The 23,001-nt window shown below is 51.1% G+C and carries 19 protein-coding genes; 1 reads left to right on the top strand and 18 read right to left on the bottom strand.

Going from position 1 to position 23,001, the window contains the following annotated elements:
* Positions 1 to 57 precede the first annotated feature (57 nt).
* The 18 genes from trmL to PBOR_RS10170 form a co-directional block, all read right to left on the bottom strand.
* The gene (trmL, locus tag PBOR_RS10255) at positions 58 to 522 is read right to left on the bottom strand and encodes a tRNA (uridine(34)/cytosine(34)/5-carboxymethylaminomethyluridine(34)-2'-O)-methyltransferase TrmL (RefSeq protein ID WP_042211594.1); all 465 of its coding nucleotides are present in this window, start codon (positions 520 to 522) and stop codon (positions 58 to 60) included.
* Positions 523 to 671: 149 nt separating this feature from the next.
* Complete coding sequence (gene serC, locus PBOR_RS10250) at positions 672 to 1,763, bottom strand: 3-phosphoserine/phosphohydroxythreonine transaminase (RefSeq protein WP_081972354.1); 1,092 nt, start codon at positions 1,761 to 1,763, stop codon at positions 672 to 674.
* 106 nt (positions 1,764 to 1,869) lie between these two features.
* Entirely contained in the window at positions 1,870 to 2,754 is an 885-nt protein-coding gene (locus PBOR_RS10245; protein WP_042211593.1) for a hypothetical protein, read from the bottom strand.
* Between the two features lie 220 nt (positions 2,755 to 2,974).
* Complete coding sequence (locus PBOR_RS10240) at positions 2,975 to 5,728, bottom strand: GH36-type glycosyl hydrolase domain-containing protein (protein WP_174479811.1); 2,754 nt, start codon at positions 5,726 to 5,728, stop codon at positions 2,975 to 2,977.
* Positions 5,729 to 6,472: 744 nt separating this feature from the next.
* Positions 6,473 to 7,897 carry a type I glutamate--ammonia ligase gene (glnA, locus tag PBOR_RS10235; protein WP_042135170.1) on the bottom strand — a complete coding sequence of 475 codons (1,425 nt, stop codon included), beginning with the start codon at positions 7,895 to 7,897 and terminating at the stop codon, positions 6,473 to 6,475.
* A gap of 281 nt (positions 7,898 to 8,178) precedes the next feature.
* Positions 8,179 to 9,225: a 3-deoxy-7-phosphoheptulonate synthase gene (gene aroF / locus PBOR_RS10230; protein ID WP_039303367.1), complete on the bottom strand. Its 1,047-nt coding sequence runs from the start codon at positions 9,223 to 9,225 to the stop codon at positions 8,179 to 8,181.
* Between the two features lie 232 nt (positions 9,226 to 9,457).
* Positions 9,458 to 10,414, bottom strand: coding sequence for a 4-hydroxy-3-methylbut-2-enyl diphosphate reductase (locus tag PBOR_RS10225; RefSeq protein ID WP_042211591.1), 957 nt, complete (start codon positions 10,412 to 10,414; stop codon positions 9,458 to 9,460).
* A 57-nt stretch (positions 10,415 to 10,471) separates the two neighbouring features.
* Positions 10,472 to 11,920, bottom strand: coding sequence for a sensor histidine kinase (locus tag PBOR_RS10220; protein ID WP_042211590.1), 1,449 nt, complete (start codon positions 11,918 to 11,920; stop codon positions 10,472 to 10,474).
* Position 11,921: 1 nt separating this feature from the next.
* The gene (locus tag PBOR_RS10215) at positions 11,922 to 12,608 is read right to left on the bottom strand and encodes a response regulator transcription factor (protein WP_042135165.1); all 687 of its coding nucleotides are present in this window, start codon (positions 12,606 to 12,608) and stop codon (positions 11,922 to 11,924) included.
* Between the two features lie 128 nt (positions 12,609 to 12,736).
* Positions 12,737 to 14,422, bottom strand: coding sequence for a S1C family serine protease (locus tag PBOR_RS10210; RefSeq protein ID WP_042211589.1), 1,686 nt, complete (start codon positions 14,420 to 14,422; stop codon positions 12,737 to 12,739).
* A 533-nt stretch (positions 14,423 to 14,955) separates the two neighbouring features.
* Entirely contained in the window at positions 14,956 to 15,609 is a 654-nt protein-coding gene (locus tag PBOR_RS10205) for a response regulator (protein WP_042211588.1), read from the bottom strand.
* Positions 15,606 to 16,676, bottom strand: a complete 1,071-nt coding sequence (locus PBOR_RS10200; RefSeq protein WP_042211587.1) for a HAMP domain-containing sensor histidine kinase — start codon at positions 16,674 to 16,676, stop codon at positions 15,606 to 15,608. Before PBOR_RS10200 ends, PBOR_RS10205 begins: the two co-directional genes overlap by 4 nt.
* Positions 16,677 to 17,768, bottom strand: a complete 1,092-nt coding sequence (gene liaF / locus PBOR_RS10195; RefSeq protein ID WP_042211586.1) for a cell wall-active antibiotics response protein LiaF — start codon at positions 17,766 to 17,768, stop codon at positions 16,677 to 16,679.
* 241 nt (positions 17,769 to 18,009) lie between these two features.
* Complete coding sequence (locus PBOR_RS36920; RefSeq protein WP_157764007.1) at positions 18,010 to 18,153, bottom strand: hypothetical protein; 144 nt, start codon at positions 18,151 to 18,153, stop codon at positions 18,010 to 18,012.
* Positions 18,154 to 18,283: 130 nt separating this feature from the next.
* A complete protein-coding gene (locus PBOR_RS10190) occupies positions 18,284 to 18,847 on the bottom strand; it encodes a 3D domain-containing protein (protein ID WP_425415536.1) in 564 nt (187 codons plus the stop codon).
* 338 nt (positions 18,848 to 19,185) lie between these two features.
* Positions 19,186 to 21,123 (bottom strand): threonine--tRNA ligase, encoded by a 1,938-nt coding sequence (gene thrS, locus PBOR_RS10185; RefSeq protein WP_042211584.1) that lies wholly within the window; start codon positions 21,121 to 21,123, stop codon positions 19,186 to 19,188.
* Between the two features lie 479 nt (positions 21,124 to 21,602).
* Positions 21,603 to 21,776: a type II toxin-antitoxin system antitoxin gene (locus tag PBOR_RS36170; protein WP_039303331.1), complete on the bottom strand. Its 174-nt coding sequence runs from the start codon at positions 21,774 to 21,776 to the stop codon at positions 21,603 to 21,605.
* A gap of 12 nt (positions 21,777 to 21,788) precedes the next feature.
* Entirely contained in the window at positions 21,789 to 22,631 is an 843-nt protein-coding gene (locus tag PBOR_RS10170) for an SPFH domain-containing protein (RefSeq protein WP_042211580.1), read from the bottom strand.
* Positions 22,632 to 22,816: 185 nt separating this feature from the next.
* On the opposite strand from PBOR_RS10170, the gene PBOR_RS10165 reads away from it, so the two are divergent.
* Positions 22,817 to 22,999: a hypothetical protein gene (locus tag PBOR_RS10165; protein ID WP_042211579.1), complete on the top strand. Its 183-nt coding sequence runs from the start codon at positions 22,817 to 22,819 to the stop codon at positions 22,997 to 22,999.
* Positions 23,000 to 23,001 lie beyond the last annotated feature (2 nt).

Here is a 23,001-nt window from a genome sequence, read left to right as displayed (position 1 = left end):
TATTTCGTTACTAAAATGTCGAATCCTGCTGAAAAAAATAAAAATTGATGTCAACTTTTAGAAAAGTTGCGGGAAATCCATCTGCCGGAGTGCTTCATACACTATAATCGCTGCAGAATTGGATAGATTGAGCGATCTAACCGCTTCACTCATCGGCATGCGCATTCTGGTTTCCTTACCGGCCTCGAGAATATCTGCGGGCAATCCTTTGGTTTCTTTGCCAAACACAAAGAAATCTCCATCCTGAAAAGCGAAATCACTGTACCGCTTCTCTGCCTTCGTCGTTGCGTAGAAGAACCGGCCTTCCTTATACTTCTCCAGTACTTCACTGAAGGAATCGTGATATTCAATGGTCACAGCATGCCAATAATCGAGTCCGGCACGCTTCAGTGTAGCATCATCTGTACGAAAACCGAGGGGACGTACGAGATGGAGATGGGTTCCTGTAGCCGCACAGGTGCGGGCGATATTGCCTGTGTTCGCCGGAATTTCCGGTTCCACCAGCACAATGTGTAATGCCATAAATCAGCTGCTTCCTCTCTGTAGGGTCTTACTTGGCCCTGTGATGAAATCTTGGTGCTGCTCCAGGAACAGGCGGAGCCCGGAATCCTAAGGTGCGGACAAGAAGAAGACCCTCCACCGCCAGGCGGAAGGTCAAGAGCGTTCTTTCATTAACCTTGAGTTTGCTGGAAATGCTTCATGAAATCGGCAAGCGCCTTAACACTTTCATGAGGAACCGCATTATAGATGGAGGCACGCAAGCCGCCTACGCTGCGGTGGCCTTTGAGGCCGACAAATCCTTCTGCTTCGGAAGCTTTGATGAACTGCTTCTCCAGTTCCTCCGATTGCATCCGGAACGTTACATTCATAATGGAACGGCTGCCTTCTTCCGCAACTCCGCGGTAGAAGCCGCCACTGCCGTCGATATAGTCATAGAGGAGACCTGCTTTATCACGGTTCTTGGCTTCAGTACCGGCAAGTCCGCCTTGTTCCTCAATCCATTTTAACACTTCGTTAACCATATATACAGAGAAGGATGGCGGCGTATTGTAGAGAGAGTTATTCTTGTAATGCGTATCATACCGCAGAATCGTCGGAATATTCGCAGGAGAACTGGAGATCAGCTCTTCCTTGGCGATCACAACAGTGACGCCTGAAGGTCCGAGATTCTTTTGCGCACCGGCATAGATCAGACCGAATTTGTTGATGTCGAAGGAACGGCTCAGAATGTCACTGGACATATCAGCGATCAGCGGAATAGAACCTGCATCCGGATACTCTGCGTATTGTGTCCCTTCAATCGTTTCATTCGATGTAACATGCAGATATGCGGCATTGTCAGCAGCCTTGATGCTGCTAAGCTCTGGAATCGCCAGGAACTTCTTATCCTCTGAGGATGCGGCAACATGCCCGCCGCCTGTCAGCTTGGCTTCCTTCAGGGCCTTGTCAGCCCAGCTTCCTGTCATGACATAGCTTCCGACCTGGCCTGCGGAGATAAAGTTCATCGGAACCATGGCGAACTGTGTGCTTGCTCCGCCTTGAATGAACAATACCTTGTAGCCTTGCGGATTGCCGAGGAGTGAAAGCAGGCGTTCCTGAGCTTCATTATGCACGGATTCGTATATAGCTCCGCGGTGCGACATCTCCATAATAGACATTCCGCTCTCCCGGAATTCAACAAACTCCGCTTGTGCACGTTCCAATACTGTAAGCGGCAGTGCCGCCGGTCCGGCATTAAAATTGTATGCTCTCTTGCTCAAAATTACTCCCACCCTTTCTCTCCTATGAATATGGATATCGCTATGATAGCAGATAACATTAAACAGCAGCAAGTATAATTATTCACATAAGAGGTAAGCTAGGCAGGCTTCATGAGGCGAAAAATTGATAGCTGCGCTTCCAACCCTTGCTGTGACGCGGTAAAATGGTGATGTCAATAAAAACCTCGGGAGAAATCACATGTTGTTCACCCCATAAGATGATCCGTTCCGCGGGAAAATCGCCGCTCTCCCGGATTCCGGCACCGCTTGGCTTGTGAACGAGCTCCCAATAATGATCCGCCCCGGCATTCTCCCAGCCTTCGAGTCTGCAGTAGAACGGACGGTCCGGCTCAGCCGTCCAGGTAAGACTGTTCCCGGTTACACTCAGCAAATTGTCGGTATAGGAGGATTCCGGTGCCGCAATTCGGAGGGTTCCAGGCAGCTTAAGCACATACTCCCCGCCAACTGCCGCCCCGTTAATTCCTACAAAGTTATGAATGTATTCCTCGATGCGCAGCGGCTTCTCCCCTACATTCTCAATCTCGTAGGCAATATCCAGCCGGTCATCCTTCAGCGTGATAGTTTTGACTATCTTCATACTATATCCCCTGCATTCCATCGGCTGGACGGTGAACGTGACCGAATGCGGGCTGAGCTCTTCATTTATGGTGAAGGGGATGAGCGGATAATTCCGGAAAAAATCGTATGCTTCATCGCTCTGCTTCTGCAGCAGCCCGATGCCCGGCTTCGGGAACCACTCCCCGGCAGCAGCCTCCTCGTAGCCAATTGCCCGGGAAATGGCAAATTCATTACAGAGGCCTATCCCTCCGCTGCCCTGTCCCGGCACCAGGCTCTCCGGCACACAAAAGGTATGCCCCCCCTGCTCCAGAGTCACACCTGTAATAAATCCGCTCCAGTCAAAGCGGGTGCCGCTATATCCCCCTACCTCTGCGATCTCCACGGTAAGTATTCCGTTTGATAGAATATGTGCCATGCAATGCTCATCCTCTCTGCTTTCTATGCTTGGTCATGCTAGTTCTAGGCTTGCCCCGTTACAATTATATCGGTCTCCATCCCTTTAAGGGTACCTTTTTGCTATTTTTAGCTGTACGAAATACAATTATCCGTTCCTGTCCAGCTCTTAATCTTACATTGAAAACGCCCGCTCCCGGCGGACCGGCAGAGCAGGCGTCTATAATTGTTACGGTCCGGCGTTAAGCCAGTTCCACCTCAAGCAGATGAACTTGGCCTTCAGGAAGGGCACTCAGCAGACTGCGGGAGATCAGAACCCCCTCTGAGACGCGCTGAAGCGTTACCTCAGCCCCGTTCAGCTTCACAGCGTGTATTTGGTACTCTCCATACTCAGCGCTTCCTGTAGCCGTATAGACGACTTTCAGCTCGCGTCCGGCAAAGATAGTTTTGATGGATGCCCGGGCTTCAGCATCAAACTGTTCTTTAACCAGCTTTGGCTGCAGCAGCAGATCACCAAGCTTGCCTTTGACACCGAATACTTCCGTAACCATCGTCAGCAGCATCCAGCTTGCCGAGCCCGTCAGATACGTATACATTCCTCTGCCCTGCTCGTTGATATATTCCGGAATCCCCGGGTACATCCGGCTGACTTCAAAGTCCGCGCTCAGGCTGTACAGCGAATCGAGTACTTTACGGCCTTCTTTAACAAATCCGCGTTTATACAGCGCGTTGCCGTACATTACAGTCATGTGGCTGAACATGGCCCCATTCTCTTTATGGCCAAAGGCGAAACCGAACGCACGGCCCAGATTCTGCTGAATGCCGCCGAAGTTGCTGTTCAGCCGGTAGCCGATTTTGTCATCGAACAGATTACGCTCCACCGCCGAGACAATGCTTGCAATCTGCTCCGGCGCAGCAGCATGACCCAGCAGCGGGAAGACCTGCCCGGTCAGCGTCATACGGGTACCTCCGGCAAACTCGCCTTCTACACGTTCCCCGTCATTATTATAATAGCCGTTGAACCAGCCGTCGCCATGTCCGCTGTCTACCCATTCATTGCGGCGCAGGTGAGCGAAGATCCATTCCGCTTTGCGGGCCAGATCCTCTGCAACCTGCTCAAGCTTCAGCTGAGCGCGGACTCCGCTAACCTTATTAGGTGCTGTGGCATAGAAGCGGTCCAGCAGTGCGTGTTTAGCAGTGATAGATTCATAATCAACGGATTCGCCAAGCGAATCCAGCAGCAGCGTCATCTCTTCCGCAAGCTCCAGGGTGTCTCCGCCGGTACGTTCCTTAAGCGTGATTAGTAGCCGGGAGAGATCAAGTAGATTGCTCGCATAGAATGCGGTAAAGGTTACACTTTCACCCCGCTGGGCTGCCATATCCAGGCCGTCATTCCAGTCAGCACCTTCAAGCAGGATATTGTTATGCTCACCCACATTGAAGAATGGAACCAGATTCTGCAGCAGAATATGCTCCAGAATGGTGCCTGTATACACTTCACCCGCTGCAGTCCGCAGGCTGCTGCCGGCTGCCGGCTCCCAGGACGTATCGCGTTCCTTGCAGCGGCTCATGAAGGAATCACGGAAATAGGTCTGCTCCTGCAACAGGAAGTCCAGATCACCGCTCTGATCGAGATACAGCATTGTAGTCAGGAACGGCCATGCGCCGTGATCCATCCAGACCCGGGGAATATTATTACGGTCCGCGATGAATTCACCAGGCTGCTGCCCTATAATTGTCGCATTGCTGCCGTCAATTCTGACGCCGGCATAATTGTTGAGCAGCAGGCTGCGCACATCGGCAGGCTCCATAATCAGCAGCGCCAGACAGTCCTGCCAGAGATCACGCCAGCCGCGGCCGCCTCTTCCATAATCATGATAAGGCAGGAAGGAGTTGCCGTATAGTCTGCGCAGCACAGGCTGCAGGGTTACCCATTTCATCCACTCATCAGCGGAATGATCCCCTGTATGGAACTCTACCGTATTCACTTTTTCCGCCCAGAAGGTCTTATTTTCCTCCAATAACGCATCAAAAGCAGCGGTTGAGCCATACTTGGCCATCAAAACCGGCACACCGATTCTGTCATTCTCTATCGCAAGTACAACCACATAGGAATGGCTCTGTCCCGGAGCGAGTGTAATCTCTGCAAACCGCAGACCGCCAAGCGCTTCATACCCTTCTTTGACTCTCCCGCCGCCTTCACCAATCTCCGGAGCCAGATTACGCACCACCGCTTCCGGCCAGTCCAGGCTTCCGCCTTCACCGATGAATTCCTCCTGTACCGGGAAGAAGCCGACAGGCTGCGCTCCGCCTTCAGCAGCACCAAACACCCCATAAGAGGTATGATTCACCCGGTGTCCGCGTTCGTCGAAGGAAAGCGCCGGCTGTACCTCCACTCCGTAAGCGGAAGTATAAATCCGGTTTAGCAGCGAAGTAACATGCCGGTGATCCCGCAGATCATCCGCAGAACGCGCATACAGCGGAATCGCAGCCGTCGGAGTCAGTGTGAGCTCCTTCGTCCCGCTGTTTGTCAGCACAACCTTCATCAGCTCTACCTTGTCATTGCCGCAGGGGACGAAGCTGGTAATCTGTGCATTTAACCCCAGCTCCTTATTCTCCCGGGTTACTTTATGCCATAACAGTCCGGCTTCCAGCAGGGATTCGTCAGCGGCTTCGCCATATACGGCTGCGTTCTGCCGGGCGGAGTCACCCGTAGCCGACCATGCGCCTTGTCCTGCGATATATACCCAGAAATTGCGGGAAGCCCGGGAATTATGCAAATCCTCCACGGAGAGCGGCGGAGTAAGGAATGTATTATGACCTGAAGTTACCTGACCATGCAGCTTCGGGCTGACCGAAGACATCATGCCCCCCTCATTCACCAGCGGAAAATATAAAAAACTGCTCCGGTCCGGCTGCTCCAGTCTGAAATCCCCATTATTTCCGGTGAAGCTCCAGCCTGATTTTATCTTGTGATCGTGATTCACTGTATTCATCCTCTCTATAATACAAAGATAGATTGCTTTTTAATCGAAATTTCCGAAATCGGTTTCGTTTTTCATTATTGCATCGTTATAAATCTTTGTAAAGCGTTTTTTCATGTTCTTTGATGTGCAAAATAATTACCATAAAAGCTGATATTCCAGCCTTTATGTGTATTTCAATAATTACGAAACCACTTTCGTTATCAGTTTTATATTTTATATAAATCTGACTTGAATATAGCAAAAACACGCCTGAAATTTCACACATCTGAAATACACAAGAAATGTAAACGTTATATATGATCAAGTTGAGATTTTATAGGATATATTCTATTAAATAACACGAAAAATCACGAAATCACGACCGCTCATAAGCATGCCGGACTGGACTCTCCACGCTCCCTAAGTTAGAGAGTCGGACTGAGAATCCGTTATTTGATCCAATTCGGCTTATTTTTTAGCCAAGCGGACTCAGATTCCTTTAAATGAGCATCTCCCCCTCATTTCGTGCTCGAATGAACAACCCGGCACGATTAGCTACCCAGCCTTTGTAACCGCCCCGTTTCCGCCAATGCCGCTACCCTACAATCTATTTGTGGCAATAACAGTTACTTCCCCGTACAGATACAGAGTAGCTTGGCACAACTGGGAGGCGGAGCAAGTACAGCTTTGGTGTCCAGAGCACAACAAAAAAAGCCCCCGGAATCAATGGATCCCGGAGGCTTCTTCATCAAGCTATATTCAGGTTAACTAATCTTATACATCAAAGTACAGGGAGTATTCATGAGGATGAACACGAATCGCAACGGCTTGGGCTTCGGAACGCTTCAGAGCGATGTAGTTATCGATGAAGTCCTTAGTGAATACGCCGCCTTCTGTAAGGAATTCGTAGTCAGCTTCCAAAGCGTCAAGTGCTTCGTCCAGTGTTCCTGGTACGCTGCGGATCTTCTCTTTGTCTGCATCAGACAATTCGTAGATGTTCTTGTCGAGTGGACCGTAACCCATTTCTTCAGGGTTGATCTTCTTCTTAATTCCGTCCAGACCAGCCATCAGCATTGCGGAGAATGCCAGGTAAGGGTTAGCCGTGGAGTCAGGTGTACGGAATTCGATACGACAGCCCTTAGGTGTTACAGCAGCTACCGGGATACGGACAGCAGCGGAACGGTTACCCTTGGAGTAAACCAGGTTAACTGGTGCTTCATAACCAGGAACCAGACGTTTGAACGAATTGGTGCTTGGGTTAGTCAGCGCGATCAATGCAGGAGCATGATACAGGATACCGCCGATGTAGTGCAGAGCCAATTCACTCAGGTTAGCATAAGAGCCTTTTTCGTAGAACAATGGCTCGCTGCCGTTGAAGATCGACTGGTGAACGTGCATACCGCTACCGTTATCACCGAACAGCGGTTTTGGCATGAAGGTTGCTACCTTGCCGTATTGGCGTGCAGTGTTCTGCACAATGTATTTGTAAGTCAGGAGATTATCAGCTGTTTTCTTCAGGGTGTCAAAACGGAAGTTGATTTCCGCCTGGCCTGCAGTCGCCACTTCATGGTGATGGCGTTCGATTTCAAGGCCTGCTTCAGCAAGCAAACGGCACATTTCACTGCGGATATCCTGTTGGGAATCCACTGGAGCTACAGGCACGTATCCGCCCTTAACGCCTACTTTGAATGCCAGGTTGCCGCCTTCGTCTTTACGGCCCGTGTTCCAAGCTGCTTCTTCGGAATCTACGAAGTAGGAAGAGCTGTTCATTCCGCTCTCATAACGAACATCGTCGAAGATGAAGAATTCAGACTCAGGTGCGAAGAATGCTGCTGTACCTACACCGCTGGATTGCAGGAATTCTTCAGCCTTTACTGCGATACCGCGCGGGTCGCGCTCGTAACGTTCGCCATCCGGTGTGAAAATGTCACACATGATGTTAAGCGTTGGGTGAGCTGTAAAAGGATCGATGTATGTAGTGCTTGGATCAGGCATCATTACCATGTCCGATTCTTCAATCCCACGGAATCCTGTAATGGAAGAACCATCAAATGCTACACCATTCTCAAAGGTTTCTTCTTCAACTGCGGATGCTGGCAGCGAGATGTGGTGAGCACGTCCACCCAAATCTACAAACCGGAAATCCACCCATTCGATATTGTTCTCCTTGATCGTCTGCAATACTTTTTCAACCGACATGCTTTATTCCTCCCCAAGTTCCGAACATTAGGCCGCTCACAGTATCAAATGTTCTTGTTTTTATTTTTTTGCTGTCGTCATTATAAATCTCAAACCTAACATCGTCAATGCTTATGTCAGGTATTTCTTACGACAATGTAAGATATTCTGACGCTTTGGTGAAAAAACTCTGTTCACCCGATTTCCATGTCACCTTTGTCCTGAATTCAATAAAAATAGCCCCCTTCCTCCGCCCAAAGCGGGAGAAGAGGGCCTGCAGGAGGCTACTTGCACACTGAGATTTATACTACAGGTGCTGCTTCCAGTGACGGAGAGAACTTGCGTCCGACAAGCGGTGCCAGCTTCTCAAGGTCTCTAAGCAGGCTGTCGAACTGCTCAGGGAACAGGGACTGCACCCCGTCACCTGTCATCGAATTATCAGGGTCGGTATGCATCTCGATGATCAGACCATTGGCTCCTGCCGCAACCGAAGCCTTAGCCATAGGTGCAACCAGCTCGCGGCGTCCGGTACCATGGCTCGGGTCGGAGATCACTGGCAAGTGGCTGAGATTCTGCAGCACAGGAATAGCTGACAGATCCAGCGTATTACGTGTGTAAGTTTCAAAGGTCCGGATTCCGCGCTCACATAACATGACATCACGGTTGCCCCCGGCCAGAATGTATTCCGCTGCGTTCAAGAGCTCATCGTAAGTCGCACTGAACCCGCGTTTCAGCAGCACGGGGCGTCCGCAGGTTCCCAGCTTGCGCAGCAGGTCAAAGTTCTGCATGTTACGTGTGCCTACCTGCAGAATATCCGCATGCTCCGCACAGATATCCACATACTCCGGTGTCATAACTTCCGTGATGGTCAGCAGGCCGTGGCGTTTACCGGCTTCAGCCATCATCGTAAGACCTTCCACACCTACGCCCTGGAAGCTGTAAGGTCCGGTACGCGGCTTGAAGGCACCGCCGCGCAGCACCTGGCCGCCGGAAGCCTTAACAAGCCGAGCGATTTCATCAATCTGCTCAGGGGATTCCACGGCACAAGGGCCGCCCATAATAACGAGATTCTCTCCGCCGATCTTCACACCGCGGATATCGATAACTGTATCCTCCGGATGGAAATCACGGCTGGCCAGCTTGTAGGATTTGGTGATCTTCACGACGTTCTCGACGCCCTTCATCTGGCGCAGATGCTCGGCCAGCTTCGGAGTCACGCCGCCGACAAGACCGATTACAGTATGATCTGCTCCCCTTGAGAGATGTACCTGCAAGCCTTCCTTTTCAATTACGGCAATAATATCATTTACCTGATCCTGCGGTGTTTGGTTGGATGTAATAACGATCATATTATAGCTCCCCTTTTGGATAATTATTCTTATTATCTGGCATAATCCAGCTCGATACTATCTCGCTACGACGCGTGTACGCTTTTAAGCACTAAAGTGATTTTACCGCATGTTTCCGTTCCAGTCAACCCCAATTGGCTGTAGACAGGAAAAAACGGCAGCGCCCGGGCATAGGCAGCACTGCCGTTTGGTAAATTCTATAAGTTCATCTTTGTTATCAAGTCAGGTAGTACTAGGTAGCACTCGCACTCTTATTCTTCACAGGCGGCAGAAGCTTCGCCATATTCACAGTACGCTTGATCTCCCACGTATCAGGGTTCGCTTCATCATACTGTTCCAGGTAATTAATGACTTCTTTGGTAATCGGTGTTGGCGTAGAAGCGCCTGAGGTTACTCCCACCTTGGTGATCCCCTTCAGCCAATCCCTGTTCAACTCAGAGACATCTGAGATCCGGTGAGCCGGTACGCCGGCAATCTCTTCCGACACCTGTGCCAGGCGGTTAGAGTTATTGCTGCGCGGGTCACCGACAACAATGACCAGCTCACATTGGCCAGCCTGCTCCGCTACCGCTTCCTGGCGGACCTGGGTTGCCATACAGATCTCATTATGGACCTCGGCTCCCGGGAAGGTCTCCAGCAGTTTTTTCATAATATGCTTAATATCCCACTGGCTCATCGTGGTCTGGTTCGTAATTACAATACGCGAAGAAGGGACCGAGAGACCGGCAATTTCATCTTCCTTCTCAATAAGATGGACATGTTCAGGAGCGATCCCCACAGCCCCTTCCGGTTCAGGATGACCTTTCTTGCCGATATAGATAACCTCGTAGCCCTCTTCAACCTTTTCCTTGATGAGGTCATGCGTTTTTGTTACATCCGGACAAGTAGCGTCCACTGTAGTTAACCCTTTGGCCCGGGCCATCTTGCGCACCTCAGGTGAGACTCCGTGTGCAGTAAATATCACTGTTCCGCTGTCCACTTTATCGAGAATATCCAGACGGTTATGCCCGTCCAGCGTAATGATTCCATCGTCTTCAAAGGAGTTCGTGACATGGCTGTTATGCACAATCATGCCCAATATATAAATCGGCCGTGGCAAATCAAGATTTTGCGCGGCCTGCCGTGCCATTACCATAGCATCGACGACGCCATAGCAATAGCCCCGGGGAGAGATTTTGATGACTTCCATGAATTCACCGCTTTCTGCTGTCAATGACTGCTGTAATAGGAACCGTTTAATTATACCCTATTCCAGCGGCGGGGCAAAGAGAAGCGGCATCCAGATCACAAAAGTCGTCCCTTCACCCTGACGGGTTACCACCTCTACCGAACCTTGATGTTCATCGATAATCCATTTGGCAATGGACAATCCAAGACCGATCCCTTCGGTAATTCCCCTGGATTCATCGGCACGGTAGAAACGGTCAAAGATATGCGGCACTTCGTCCTTGTCCATCCCGATCCCGGTATCCGAGATGCGGATCCCCACCTGGTTCTGGTAAAAGACAGCGTCGAGCGTGACTTCACCTTCAGGTGTGTATTTAAAGGCATTATCAATAAAGATGAACAGCATCTGCTGCAGGTAGTCCTTGTTGCCAAGGATATACTTGCCGTTCAACTGGCCCATCTCGCCCACAGACCACTCGGCCTGGCGGGGCAGGAAAGAAGCCCGGCGGGCCACTTCGGTCATCATCGGCTCCAGCGCTACCGGCTCTATATCAAAGGTCCTGCCTGTATCCGCCCTGGCCAGAGAGAGCATATCGGCCACCAGCCGGCTCATACGTTTGGATTCATCGGCAATGTCTTTCACGGATTCAATGGAGAGCTGGCGGATTTCCGCCTCCGTCATCCGGCTGTCATCCGGCTCCATCTCCCAGATCTTCTGCAGCAGATCTATGTTGCCCCGGATTGTTGTAAGCGGTGTCCGCAATTCATGCGAAGCATCGGACACGAAGCGGCGCTGAGTGGCGTAAGCCTCCTCCAGCCCTGTATAGAAGCCTTCCATCCGCCCGAGCATGTTGTTGACCGTATCGATCAGCCGGCCGATCTCATCCTGCGGCCCGTCATATTCAATCCGCGAGCTCAAATCCGTGCCTGTCTGAATTCCGTTAGCCGCTTCAATAACCTTGCCGATCGGACTCATCGCTTTGCGGGCGAGGAAGAGCCCGAAGGTGAAGGCTGCGAGCAACGTGGCGAAAGAACCGGCAAGCAGAATGTTCTTTAGCCTGTTGAGTAAAGTGACTTGCTCTCCGGTATAGACAGCAACCTGAAGAACTGCAGGCATGCTGCTGTTATTGACGTTAACCGGAACTGCTTTCTGATAGATCAGAAAAGGGTTGCCGCCGTAAGAGGCCTGCTGGAATCCTTGCTGGCTATTAAGGTTTTCCTTGGCAGGAATTTTAAATTCCAGATTGATATCCGTCATATTCGAGCTGGGAATCAGCTTGTTCAGATCATAAATGTACATTTGGGCAAACAGGCTTTGACCCGCAGGGCCGCCAAGTATCGGCTGCAAGGTGCCGTCATAGTTCATACCCGTTTTTAGCTGAACCTGATTCGCCTGGTTTATGAGCCGGTCCTTCAAGTCCCCATACGTATTAATATAGACAAAACCGTAGATTACGCCCGATAAAACCAGCAGCATAATGGCCAGAATCCCTGAGTACCAGGCAGTCAGCCGCAAACGTATAGACATATTAGTCACCTCTTAGGATGTAGCCGGCTCCCCGGATCGTTTGAATCAGCCTTTTGCCGCCATGCTCTTCCGTCTTCTGGCGCAGCATTGCGATATATACCTCAAGCACATTGGACTCACCGCTGTAATCGTACCCCCAGATCTTATCCATGATCAGATCACGGGACAGCACCCGCTTCGGGTTCTGCATGAACAGATGCAGCAGTTCGAATTCCTTCGCCGTCAGCTCCAGACGTTTGCCGGCACGCGTCACTTCACGCGAATCTACATCCAGTGTAATATCCTCATAGGAAACCGCCTGGTCTGAGCCTCCGCCCTGCTCGCTTTTGCGCCGGAGCAGCGCCCGCACCCGGGCCAGCAGCTCCTCCAGAGCAAACGGCTTCACCAGATAATCATCCGCACCCAGATCGAGCCCTTTGACACGGTGTTCAATTTCATCCTTGGCAGTCAGCATAAGCACCGGCACACTGCTTCCGCCCTCACGCAGACGGCGGCAGACCTCGAACCCGTCCACCTGCGGCATCATTACATCCAGGATAACCACATCGGGATCACTGTTTAATACAGCACGCAGCCCGTCTGCCCCGTTAGCGGCTGTTTTGACATCATAGCCCTCAAAAGCGAGCCCGCGGCGCAGCATGGATATAATTTTCTCATCATCATCAATAATTAGAATATTCGGTCGCATCAAGCAGCCCCCATTGTCGAGTTCATATATTTCTATTGTATCATGAATCCGTTTATCCGCATCCGCAGCCTATGCAGCAAAAACGGAAGGGTCTCCCCTTCCGCTGTGCCGCTCACCGTCCGGTGTGTTTATTGCTTCTGCGTTTGAGTCGTGTCAAAATCATTTTTGTTGCCGATCGTTACCGGAAGGTCCAGCTTCTTGCCGTCACGCACCACATTCAGTGTTACCTGATCGCCTACCTTGAGCGTCTGGATATAAGTAATCAGATCCTGGCTGGTGGCATAGTTCGTACCGTTTACACCTGTAATGATATCGTAAGGGCGCAGGTCGGCGGTATACGCAGGAGACTTGAAGACAATCTCGGCGACTACGGAGCCTTCTTTGAGGTCTGTGCCCATTTGCTTAGCCACTTCATCGGTAATGGTCATCAGCGAGGCGCCGATGAAGGGTACCGGTTCTTTCGGAATTTCCTGATTGGCTTCCAGCTTCTCTACAACTTCTTTAATGGTATTGACCGCGATGGCAAAACCGATACCCTGGGAGTCTGTGCTAACCGCCACATTCATCCCGATGACCTGACCATTCATATTAAGCAGAGGTCCGCCCGAATTCCCCGGATTAATCGAAGCGTCTGTCTGCAGCAGATTCTTGTAATTGCGTGTGCCGCTTCCGTCTTCTTCATTAATATCAATACTGCGTCCCTTGGCGCTGAGTACACCTGCTGTAACAGTGTGGTCGAAGCCCTGCGGGTTACCAATGGCAACGACTTCAGAGCCTACCTTAATGCTGTCGGAATCACCGAGTGCCACTGTAGGGAAGTCGGTTCCTTCAATTTTGAGCACGGCCAAGTCCAGATCCTTGCTGGAGCCGAGCAATTTCGCTTCATAAGGTTTAGTATTGCCGTCAACCGTAACCTGGATGACATCGGCATTATCCACCACATGCTGGTTGGTCAGAATATAGCCGTCTGAATTATAAATGAAGCCTGTGCCGATGCCATAAGGAGTCAGCTGGGAAGAATCCGAATTGTTTGATTCCGGCTGGGATTCTGAATTGGAGCCGGAAGATCCGCTGCCGCCGAACTGATCACCGAAGAAGAACTGTGAGAACGGATCACTCATATTCGGGTTACTGCTGCTTCTGCTGCTTGATTTTACCAGCGTCTCGATTTTGACAACTGCCGGTCCTACACCGTCCACTACGCTGGATACATCACCTGATCCGGTGACCAGTGCAGTGGTGGAAGTGGAAGGCGTAATAGTAGCACTTCCATTTGCTGTTTTGGCTGCTGTATTCGTAATAGCTGCTGTTACTGCCTGATCACCTGTGAACCAATTGCCGCGGTCTGCCATGAACATCGAACCCGATAATACGATCATTCCGGCAAGAAAAGAAATTAATACCGCTTTGACCGGCTTCTTCGGCTTACGGTTATACTGCCAGCCATTGCCCCCCTCAGGAGGGTTGCCGCCGCGTCCGCCATTTCCGTCATATCCTGTTGTACGAAGCGAAGTGCTGTACGGTAAAGGCTTGACCGGCTGCGGAGGTGAGATCTCTACACGCTCCGGCTCCCGGCGGTTATAGTGCTGCGGATCATCACTGTTCATCTCGTCGTTGTTCAAGGATTTGAACGGCCCATAGGAATAGTAGTATGAAGAGCCTGCTTCGGTTGATGAGTTACTGTTAGTGTTGTTGTTATTGCCATTGTTATCAAAGTTACTGCTATCATTACTGTCCCATTCCCGCTGCGGTCCCGGTTCATTATCACGATTAAAGTTGTTCTCACGATTGTAGTTGTTTTTGTTATCGTCCATGTTTTCTTTCCTCCCGCGCTCTGCCGCATCCGGCAAAGTGTTATTTGTTTTCTTGTTCTTATTTTGTACTTTAAACCTTAAGGTCACATTAAAAACAATTTAAGCGGAGATAAAAGATATGGGCAAATTAAAAGAGATTGGGAGGGAGAACCGCAGGAAATGCGGTTGTTGAGGCTGTTGAGGCAATTGGCGGCCTTTGAGGACAAGCGCAAAGCCCCGGCGCTATGCGCCGGGGCTAACTTACCGCTTAATGTTTATGTAACCAGCAGAACCATTAAAATTCTCACACCTGTATCGTCATCGGCGAACGAGATCTAAAGTTCACACTGTAAAGGTACGAATGTTGTACGTACTGCAACTTTGCTTCCTAAATACCAGGGTGTTAGGGAGAATTGTTGTACGAAATACAAGAATTGACCCGTTGAGGCGCCTGAATGGAGATGAAATACTGCCTTTTGTGCAACATTTTTGAATTATTGATGATATAGAGAGGAAAATGTTGTATTTAATGCAGGATTCGCCGGGTGGAGAAGCTAACTCTGAGCCCAGCCCTTGCGGTGGGCGTAGATGGCCAGCTGGGTCCGGTCATCCAGCTCACATTTCATCAGCAGGTTGCTGACATGCGTCTTCACTGTCTTGATGCTGATATGCAGCTCCTCGCCGATATCCTTATTGGTTTTGCCCTCGGCGATCAGCAGGAGCACTTCCTTCTCCCGCTCGGTCAAGCCGGAAGAGTCGCCCTGTACGGTACGCTGGCGGATGCCGCGGGTCAGTGCCTGCGAGACATCGCCGGTCATTACCGGCATGCCGCGGTAAGCGCCTTGCAGCGCGTAGATCAGCTCTTCTGCCGAGACGGTTTTGAGCACATAGCTGACAGCCCCTGCCTCGATCGCGTCTACAACGAGATCATCCTCCAGGAAGCTGGTGAGGATGACAATTTTGAGCCCCGGGAATTCGGCCAGCACTGCGCGCGTTGTCTCCGCCCCGTTCATGACCGGCATCATCAAATCCATCAGCACCAGATCCGGCATTGCCTCATGCCCCAGCTCACGCAGCATGCCAAGCGCTTCATGGCCATTAGCCGCCTCACCTATAACTTCAAACATCGGATCAAGCATCAGATATGTTTTGAGACCCATCCGTACCATATCATGATCATCCACCAGCAGCACTTTAATGAGACTCATTCTGTACTCCCCCTATCAGGCTCAGATTCGGCATCAACCGGCTCCGGGATGCCCTGCACAAACTTTGGAATATGTACGCGGATCGTCGTTCCCGCACCCTTGCGGCTGATAATCTCTACCTGGCCGCCGAGCTTCTCGGCACGCTCGCGCATGGTGGTGAGCCCGTAGGAGCCCTGTTTATGCTGCACCTGCTCGAAGCCCTGGCCGTCATCGCTGATGCTCAGCACAACCTGACGCGGCACTTCGCGCAGCGACAAGCTGACTACCCGCGCTCCGGCATGCTTGACGATGTTCGCCATCGACTCCTGAATAATCAGGAACAGCTGATGCTCAATCGCTTCGGACAGCTCACCCTGCAGTTCAAGCTCTTTGACCCCTTTGAGCCCGTTCTGGCGGCAATAATCCGGGAACCACTTCTCCAGCGCCTCGAACAGATTACGCCCTTCCAGCTCCACCGGACGCAGCTGTGCGATCAGCGCCCTCATCTGCTTCTGCGCCATCTGGGACATGCTGATCAGCTGGTCCATCACCGTCTGCCCATGCTCCGCGCTCCGTTCAAGCACTTTAGGCAGCGAAGAAGCGGACATATGAATCGCGAACAGCTGCTGGCTCACCGTATCATGCAAATCCCGGGCCATACGCCTCCTCTCTTCCAGTACCGCGCTCTCCGCCGCCTTTTCCTTCTCAATAACTTCCTGTTCACCCAGCTGCTGCAGGAGCTTCATCTTCTTCTCCACAGTATCCATCATAATATTGAATTCATGGTATACCCGGGCAAAGGACTGGTCTTCGCTCTCCGGCATCCGCACGGACAGATTGCCTTTGGCTACCTGCAGCATATTCAGGTCCAGATGGTCGATCCGCCGCTGAATCCGCTGTCCGGCGATATAGCCGATAATGACTGTGAAGAGCACAATCCCCAGACACAGATACAGCCACATGCTCGTATCTACCACCTGGATATAGCCCAGGCATGTCCCGGCATACATCAGTAAGGCGGTTACACCTCCGCTAAGCAGGAAATACACCAGCAGCATCCATTTGGTATTGCTGAAGATCGTCCCCATTTAGCCCACCGTTTTGACTTTAATGTCACCGATGAAGCAGCTGACGTTAATGCGGACTTTTTTACCTGCTTCCTTATAATAAGGCGTCTTGCACTGCACATTGCTCATGAACCCGCTGCGCGACTGCTCAAGCACCTGCATATCACCAATGAACGAGCTGCCGTTAACCGATACACCGAGATTCATATCATCCGGTATATAAACCTTAATATCACCGACAAAAGCGGAGATGTTGATTTTGGTCTCGCCGTAAGGAATTTGCGCATTGGTCAGATCGAGCACTGTATCCCCGATAAACTGCGAAATATTGGTTTGCTTTAATTGAAAATGCTCACGGCCCATATGGACATCGCCGATAAAAGCCGAGCGGTTCGTTGTTTCTTTGTCCTGCCCGGAATCCTGAAACTCCTCATGCCATTCGCCGTGGCGGCGGGCATGGCGCTCCTGACGCTCCTGGCGTCTGCGTTCATGGCGTTCCTGCTTCTCCTGCCAGCGGGCATCCGCCGAAGAATGGGCCTTCCCCTGTTCTCCGTCTTCATCTTCTGTGTCTTTATGCAGATAATCGTTCCAGTCCCGACCGCCGGTACCGGTGCCGGCAGATTTGCCGAACTTCTGCTCAAACTGCTCATCCAGCGTCGATTCCAGCGGTGCAGGCGGCTGCGCATCGAGCGGGCTTTTGCCCGGTCCGGGCGGATAGAAATTCGGTGGTGCAGGCGGTGCCGGAGGAATGGGCGGAGTTGTGCCCCGCGGCTTGAAAATAACGGCTAAACCGCCGCCGATCAGCATAACCGGGATCAGCATTTTGAAGAAATCGCCTGCCGAAAAATCAAACCAGTCCAGATTCCGTCCCAGGAAAAACACGCCGATGGCCAGAAAGAAAAATCCGCCTAGTGTTGCAGAGAATCTTGAATGCTCATCATCCGGGGAGAGAAAGCGTTTAACCCCCAATATAATCAGAATAACCGGCCAATACGTAGAGATCAGTGAACCCAGGCTGAAATCCGTGTAGCCCATCTGTCTCAGCAGGAACAGTCCGCCGAGTCCGATAAGAATCAGTCCGCCGAGAACCTGGCTGGTGAACCTTCGTTTCATATGTCTTTCCCCCTAGCAGTTAGTGTAACTCTTACTTCTTCACGCTTATAGTCTTAGTCTACAGGAAGAAAGCAGCGGGGAACAGCGGCGTGAGAAGGAAACAGGCCTCAGTCTCCAGACCGAGGAAACTGGGATATTCAGTAATTTTATGATACCAATAAAAAAGCTGCCCTTCAGCCCATAATCGGGACGTGAGAGGACAGCCTTGATGCTTCAGATGCTCATACCGGTTATTGCAGCATTACTGCTGCGGTTTCTGTGCCGGTTTGGAGAACGTGTTGCTCTTAGTAGTTGCACCGTCGTTCTCAACGGCAAACTCAGCATTGTATTTTTCATTCGGTGTTTTGTAGTTCTCTTGTACCTTTGGTTTTTTGGAATTAGCCACGGAATTGTTCACCTCCCTCATCTCGGAAGAGGCAAGTCGCTTGCCCCAGTCGATATTATGGGAAAAGTGAAGCCGTATTATGCATGCTTACGTGAAAAATAATTCAAACTCAGTAAGGCCGGTCCGGCCCTTAAATAACCTCTTCCAGCAAATATTGCGGCACTGCATTATAGGTCTGGATGGCATGTCCAAGACTTTTCAGCATACTTTCCGTACATTTTCCATTGCCGCGTTTGATGAGCTGGACGACAACCGTCTTCTTACCCCATTCCTTATACACCTGCTTGGTGGTGCTGAAGTACAGGTCAATCTTCCGCCCTTTAATCGCCGAACCGGTGTCGGCCACAATAGCATATCCATAACCCGGTATATATAAAATACTTCCCAAAGGCAGAACTTTCGGGTCCGCAGCAATCGTTGATACGGCATTCTTGTCCCGGCGTACCTTGACTCCAGAATACGTAATCCCGTACTGCGGATGCTTCGCGGTCTTGCCTGTGGATTCGTATCCGGCCGTATAGCCGGTCGCTGTTACTTTCATTGAAGTGATGATCTGCTCCGGCGCAGGTGCAGCTACCGGTACCGAATCCGGCTGCTTGACGGCCGCCTTCGCCTTCGGCTTGGCTTCCGGCACCTGTGTAGGCTTAGGAGCCTGAACGGTAACCGGACGGCTTAATCTCGAAGAGCCTCCCAGACGGGATGCTGAACCTGCCTCTTGACGTTGAACCTGAGACTTCGTGCTGATAACGCTAAGTTGTCCTGCAGTGTCTTCCGTCCCTCTTGCCTGTGCCGATTTGCGCGAATAATCCGGATAGACCCCGGCTGCTGTCAGCAGAAGCACGATTGTGACGAAAAGACACCAAAACCTCTGGTATAAGCCCATTTTGTTCATTAGTTAAACCTCCCCATATAGCGAAGGTTTCCCGTTTCACAAAATTTTATACATGAAACCCGGCAATAGCGGTTCCACGCGGCTTATAGCAGAGGTTGCTTTTTGGTAATTATACGTATGATTTACAGCTTGTGAAAGCTTTAGATTACGCGTCCGGCAATTTCCTGCCCAAGCGCATCGATGACTTCCTGCAGCGGTTTGGCACCGATGTCGCCTTCACCGCGTTTGCGGATCGACACGCTGCCGGCATTCATTTCATTCTCACCTACAACGAACATATATGGAAGTTTCTCCAGCTGTGCTTCACGGATTTTGTAACCCATTTTCTCATTGCGCAAGTCGACTTCGGCGCGGATGCCGCTGCGCAGCAGCTTGGCAGCCACTTCCTTGGCATATTCATCAAAGGCCGAGGATACCGGAATAATCTTCACCTGCTGCGGCGACAGCCACAGCGGCAGTGAGCCGGCAAAGTTCTCCAGCAGGAACGCTACGAAACGTTCCATGGTTCCAAGAATCCCGCGGTGCAGGACAACCGGGCGGTGCTTCTGTCCGTCATCGCCGACGTATTCCAGCTCAAAGCGTTCAGGCAGCAGGAAGTCGATCTGTACAGTCGACAGGGTTTCTTCCTTGCCCAGTACAGTTTTGATCTGAACATCCAGCTTCGGGCCATAGAAGGCTGCTTCGCCTTCGGCTTCGTAGAACGGCAGGCCGGCTTCTTCGACAACCTCGCGCAGCATACGCTGTGCAGTCTCCCACATTTCATCATTGGCATAATACTTCTCTGTATCCTTAGGATCCCGGTAAGAGAGGCGGAAACGGTAATCCTCAATCCCAAAGTCGCTGTATACCTGCTTGATCAGCTCAAGCACGCGGATGAACTCGCCTTTGATCTGGTCCAGACGGCAGAAGATATGGGAGTCATTCAGCGTCATTGAACGGACACGGTGCAGGCCAGTCAGGGCGCCCGACATCTCATAACGGTGCTGGATACCCAGCTCGGCAATACGGATCGGCAGATCGCGGTAGCTGTGCATTGAGCTCTTATAAATCATCATGTGATGCGGGCAGTTCATTGGGCGGAGCACGAACTCCTCATTATCGATCGTCATCTTAGGGAACATGTCTTCCTGATAATGCTCCCAGTGTCCCGAAGTCTTGTACAGCTCTACGTTACCCAGTACAGGAGTGTATACATGCTGGTAACCAAGGCTGGCTTCCAGATCTACAATATAGCGCTCCAGAATGCTGCGCAGCTTGGCGCCCTTAGGCAGCCAGATCGGCAGGCCTTGTCCAACCAGCTGGTTGAACGTGAATATTTCCAGTTCCTTGCCCAGCTTACGGTGATCGCGTTTCTTCGCTTCCTCCAGCAGGCGCAGATGCTCGTCAAGCTGAGCCTTCTTGATCCAGGCAGTTCCGTATACACGCTGCAGCATCTTATTCTTGCTGTCTCCGCGCCAGTAGGCACCGGCTACGTTCATCAGCTTGAACACTTTGATCTTGGCTGTGGACGGCAAATGCGGACCACGGCAGAGGTCGAAGAATTCGCCCTGTTCATAGATTGTAATCACGCTGTCTTCCGGCAACGCCTGAATCAGCTCAAGCTTGTAGGGATCAGCCAGCTCACCGAATCTGTCCAGTGCTTCCTGACGGCTCACCTCATGGCGGACAATCGGCAGGTTCTCTGAAACGATACGTTCCATTTCCTTCTCGATCTTCAGCAGATCCTCCGGATTAAGCGGATGCTCCAGATCCATATCATAATAGAAGCCGTCTTCAATTACCGGACCTACTCCGAGCTTAACTTCCATAGTCCCGAACAGGCGTCTTACCGCCTGGGCCATAAGGTGAGCTGTACTGTGACGCATCACTTCCAGGCCTTCCGGGGAATCCAGGGTAACGATCTCTACAAGATCGCCTTCCTGCAGCTGAGTGGACAGATCCACAACGATTCCGTTGATTTTACCTGCTGCGGCATTCTTGCGCAGTCCGCTGCTGATCGAGGCTGCTACATCATCAATGCTGCTGCCGTCTGCATATTCCCGGACCGAACCGTCCGGAAGTTTGATATTTACTGACATTGTTCTTCCTCCTAAAAGTTAGCTTCTGCACACAAAAAACACCCGTCCCGCAAAGGGACGAGTGATTGCACCCGTGGTTCCACCCAAATTCGATACTATTATACAAAAGCTGCTGCAGAGCAGCGGCATTGCAGAATAGAATCCTTAGTCAGCATGGAGATAACGGCCATGAACCGGCGGTGCTTACTATCCTGCTGTAATGATGTCCGTAAACGGACATTCCCAGGAGTTCATAACCGCAGCTACAAAGGGGTAAATCAAAAGCCGGTACCGGAGGAAATTGCAGCCTGAGGTTTCCTCTCTCTGAAGCGGTCCTGAACATCGATTCATATCTTTGTCGAAGCTGATAACGTGAATTACGGTAATTATAAATCTCAGCTTATCTTCCGTCAAGTGGAACCGGCTGTGCCCTCCTCCCAGGGACGGCACAGCCGGTTTAGTAAGTCTTATAAGTCTGAAGCGCCGCCGCCCCAGGCTGTTCATTCTTCTTCCCGGCGTTTCTTACCCGGCAAGCGGCCTGCGCGCTTCAAAGACTCACGCAGCAAGTATTCGATATGTCCGTTTACGCTGCGAAATTCTTCTCCCGCCCAACGTTCCAGCGCTTCGTGCAGTTCGGGATCGATCCGCAGCGGAAAGCTTTTTTTGGCCGCCATAATATTACCGCCTTAGTACAACGAGCCGGCGTTAATGACCGGGCTCGCACCGCGCTCCGACACAATCGCCACCATCAGATTGTTGATCATCGCCGCCTTGCGTTCTTCGTCCAGTTCAACTACACCGCTCTCTTTGAGTTGACGGATCGCCAGATCCACCATGCCGACAGCGCCTTCCACGATGATCTGGCGTGCAGACAGAATCGCCGAAGCCTGCTGGCGCTGCAGCATTGTACTGGCAATCTCTGTGGAATAGGCCAGATGGGTCAGGCGTGCTTCGATCACTTCTACACCGGATAGGGACAGTCGCTCCTGCAGCTCCACCGCCAGCTCTTTGGCAATCTCATCGGCATTGGCCCGCAGGGACATGCCGGTCTCATTGAAGTTATCGTAGGGGTATTTGCTCGCCACATGACGCAGCGCCGTTTCACTCTGAATTTCCACAAACGCCATATACTTATCTACATCAAACAGCGCTTTGGCCGAGTTAATGACCTTGAATACAATCACTGCAGCAATCTCAATCGGATTTCCTTCCACATCATTGACCTTCAGCTTCACGCTGTTGAAGTTGCGGACCCGCAGCGATACGGTCTTGCGGATGCTGAACGGGATTACTGCGAACAACCCGCTGGTTGCAATCGTGCCGACATATTGGCCAAAGAAGGTTACGACCACTGACTTGTTGGGCTGGACTACGGTAACACTCGTACATAGAATACCGGCTGCAACAAACAGGATAACAGGCAAGGCCACATATTCCTGAACTGCACCGTAAATTCCGCCTCCGATACAAATGGCGATTAGAGCCACAACCCAGAATCCGCTGACAGGATGCAATGTTTTTTCTTTCATAAAGGCACCTCCATTAGATATGTATTTGATATAATTATGATATCACTTTTGGATACAACTGTAAACTGATAATATAAAAATATCACTGCCTGTTTACCGTTTTTCTTTTATAATTTGCCTGACAATACGAATGTTACGAAGCATCAGGATAGACCCATTCATAACTAACAAAGGATGTGTAACTCATGAGTGTTAAGGATCAAGTACTGGAAATCATTAAAGCTTCACCGGCTCCTGTAACCGCTGGAGAAGTCGAAAAGCTCTCGGGACTGGAACGCAAAGCGGTCGACAAGGCCTTCACCGAGCTCAAAAAAGAAAATGCGATCGTCTCCCCCATCCGCTGCAAATGGGAAGCTGCAGTGAAATAACG

It is taken from the genome of Paenibacillus borealis, from assembly GCF_000758665.1.
GTDB classification, from domain to species: Bacteria; Bacillota; Bacilli; order Paenibacillales; family Paenibacillaceae; genus Paenibacillus_AQ; species Paenibacillus_AQ borealis.
Note: the sequence above shows the minus strand (reverse complement) of the source record. Positions and strands in the feature narration are given on the sequence as shown.

Excerpts from the sequence above, each read along its gene's own strand:
- PBOR_RS10220 (WP_042211590.1), bottom strand. The coding sequence starts at position 11,920 with ATGTCTATACGTTTGCGGCTGACTGCCTGGTACTCAGGGATTCTGGCC.
- thrS (WP_042211584.1), bottom strand. The coding sequence starts at position 21,123 with ATGTCAGTAAATATCAAACTTCCGGACGGTTCGGTCCGGGAATATGCA.
- PBOR_RS10210 (WP_042211589.1), bottom strand. The coding sequence starts at position 14,422 with ATGGACGATAACAAAAACAACTACAATCGTGAGAACAACTTTAATCGT.
- PBOR_RS10170 (WP_042211580.1), bottom strand. The coding sequence starts at position 22,631 with ATGAAAGAAAAAACATTGCATCCTGTCAGCGGATTCTGGGTTGTGGCT.
- PBOR_RS10205 (WP_042211588.1), bottom strand. The coding sequence starts at position 15,609 with ATGAGTCTCATTAAAGTGCTGCTGGTGGATGATCATGATATGGTACGG.
- PBOR_RS10165 (WP_042211579.1), top strand. The coding sequence starts at position 22,817 with ATGAGTGTTAAGGATCAAGTACTGGAAATCATTAAAGCTTCACCGGCT.
- PBOR_RS10225 (WP_042211591.1), bottom strand. The coding sequence starts at position 10,414 with ATGGAAGTCATCAAAATCTCTCCCCGGGGCTATTGCTATGGCGTCGTC.
- PBOR_RS10200 (WP_042211587.1), bottom strand. The coding sequence starts at position 16,676 with ATGGGGACGATCTTCAGCAATACCAAATGGATGCTGCTGGTGTATTTC.
- aroF (WP_039303367.1), bottom strand. The coding sequence starts at position 9,225 with ATGATCGTTATTACATCCAACCAAACACCGCAGGATCAGGTAAATGAT.
- PBOR_RS10245 (WP_042211593.1), bottom strand. The coding sequence starts at position 2,754 with ATGGCACATATTCTATCAAACGGAATACTTACCGTGGAGATCGCAGAG.
- PBOR_RS36170 (WP_039303331.1), bottom strand. The coding sequence starts at position 21,776 with ATGGCGGCCAAAAAAAGCTTTCCGCTGCGGATCGATCCCGAACTGCAC.
- trmL (WP_042211594.1), bottom strand. The coding sequence starts at position 522 with ATGGCATTACACATTGTGCTGGTGGAACCGGAAATTCCGGCGAACACA.
- PBOR_RS10240 (WP_174479811.1), bottom strand. The coding sequence starts at position 5,728 with ATGAATACAGTGAATCACGATCACAAGATAAAATCAGGCTGGAGCTTC.
- glnA (WP_042135170.1), bottom strand. The coding sequence starts at position 7,897 with ATGTCGGTTGAAAAAGTATTGCAGACGATCAAGGAGAACAATATCGAA.
- liaF (WP_042211586.1), bottom strand. The coding sequence starts at position 17,768 with ATGAAACGAAGGTTCACCAGCCAGGTTCTCGGCGGACTGATTCTTATC.
- PBOR_RS10215 (WP_042135165.1), bottom strand. The coding sequence starts at position 12,608 with ATGCGACCGAATATTCTAATTATTGATGATGATGAGAAAATTATATCC.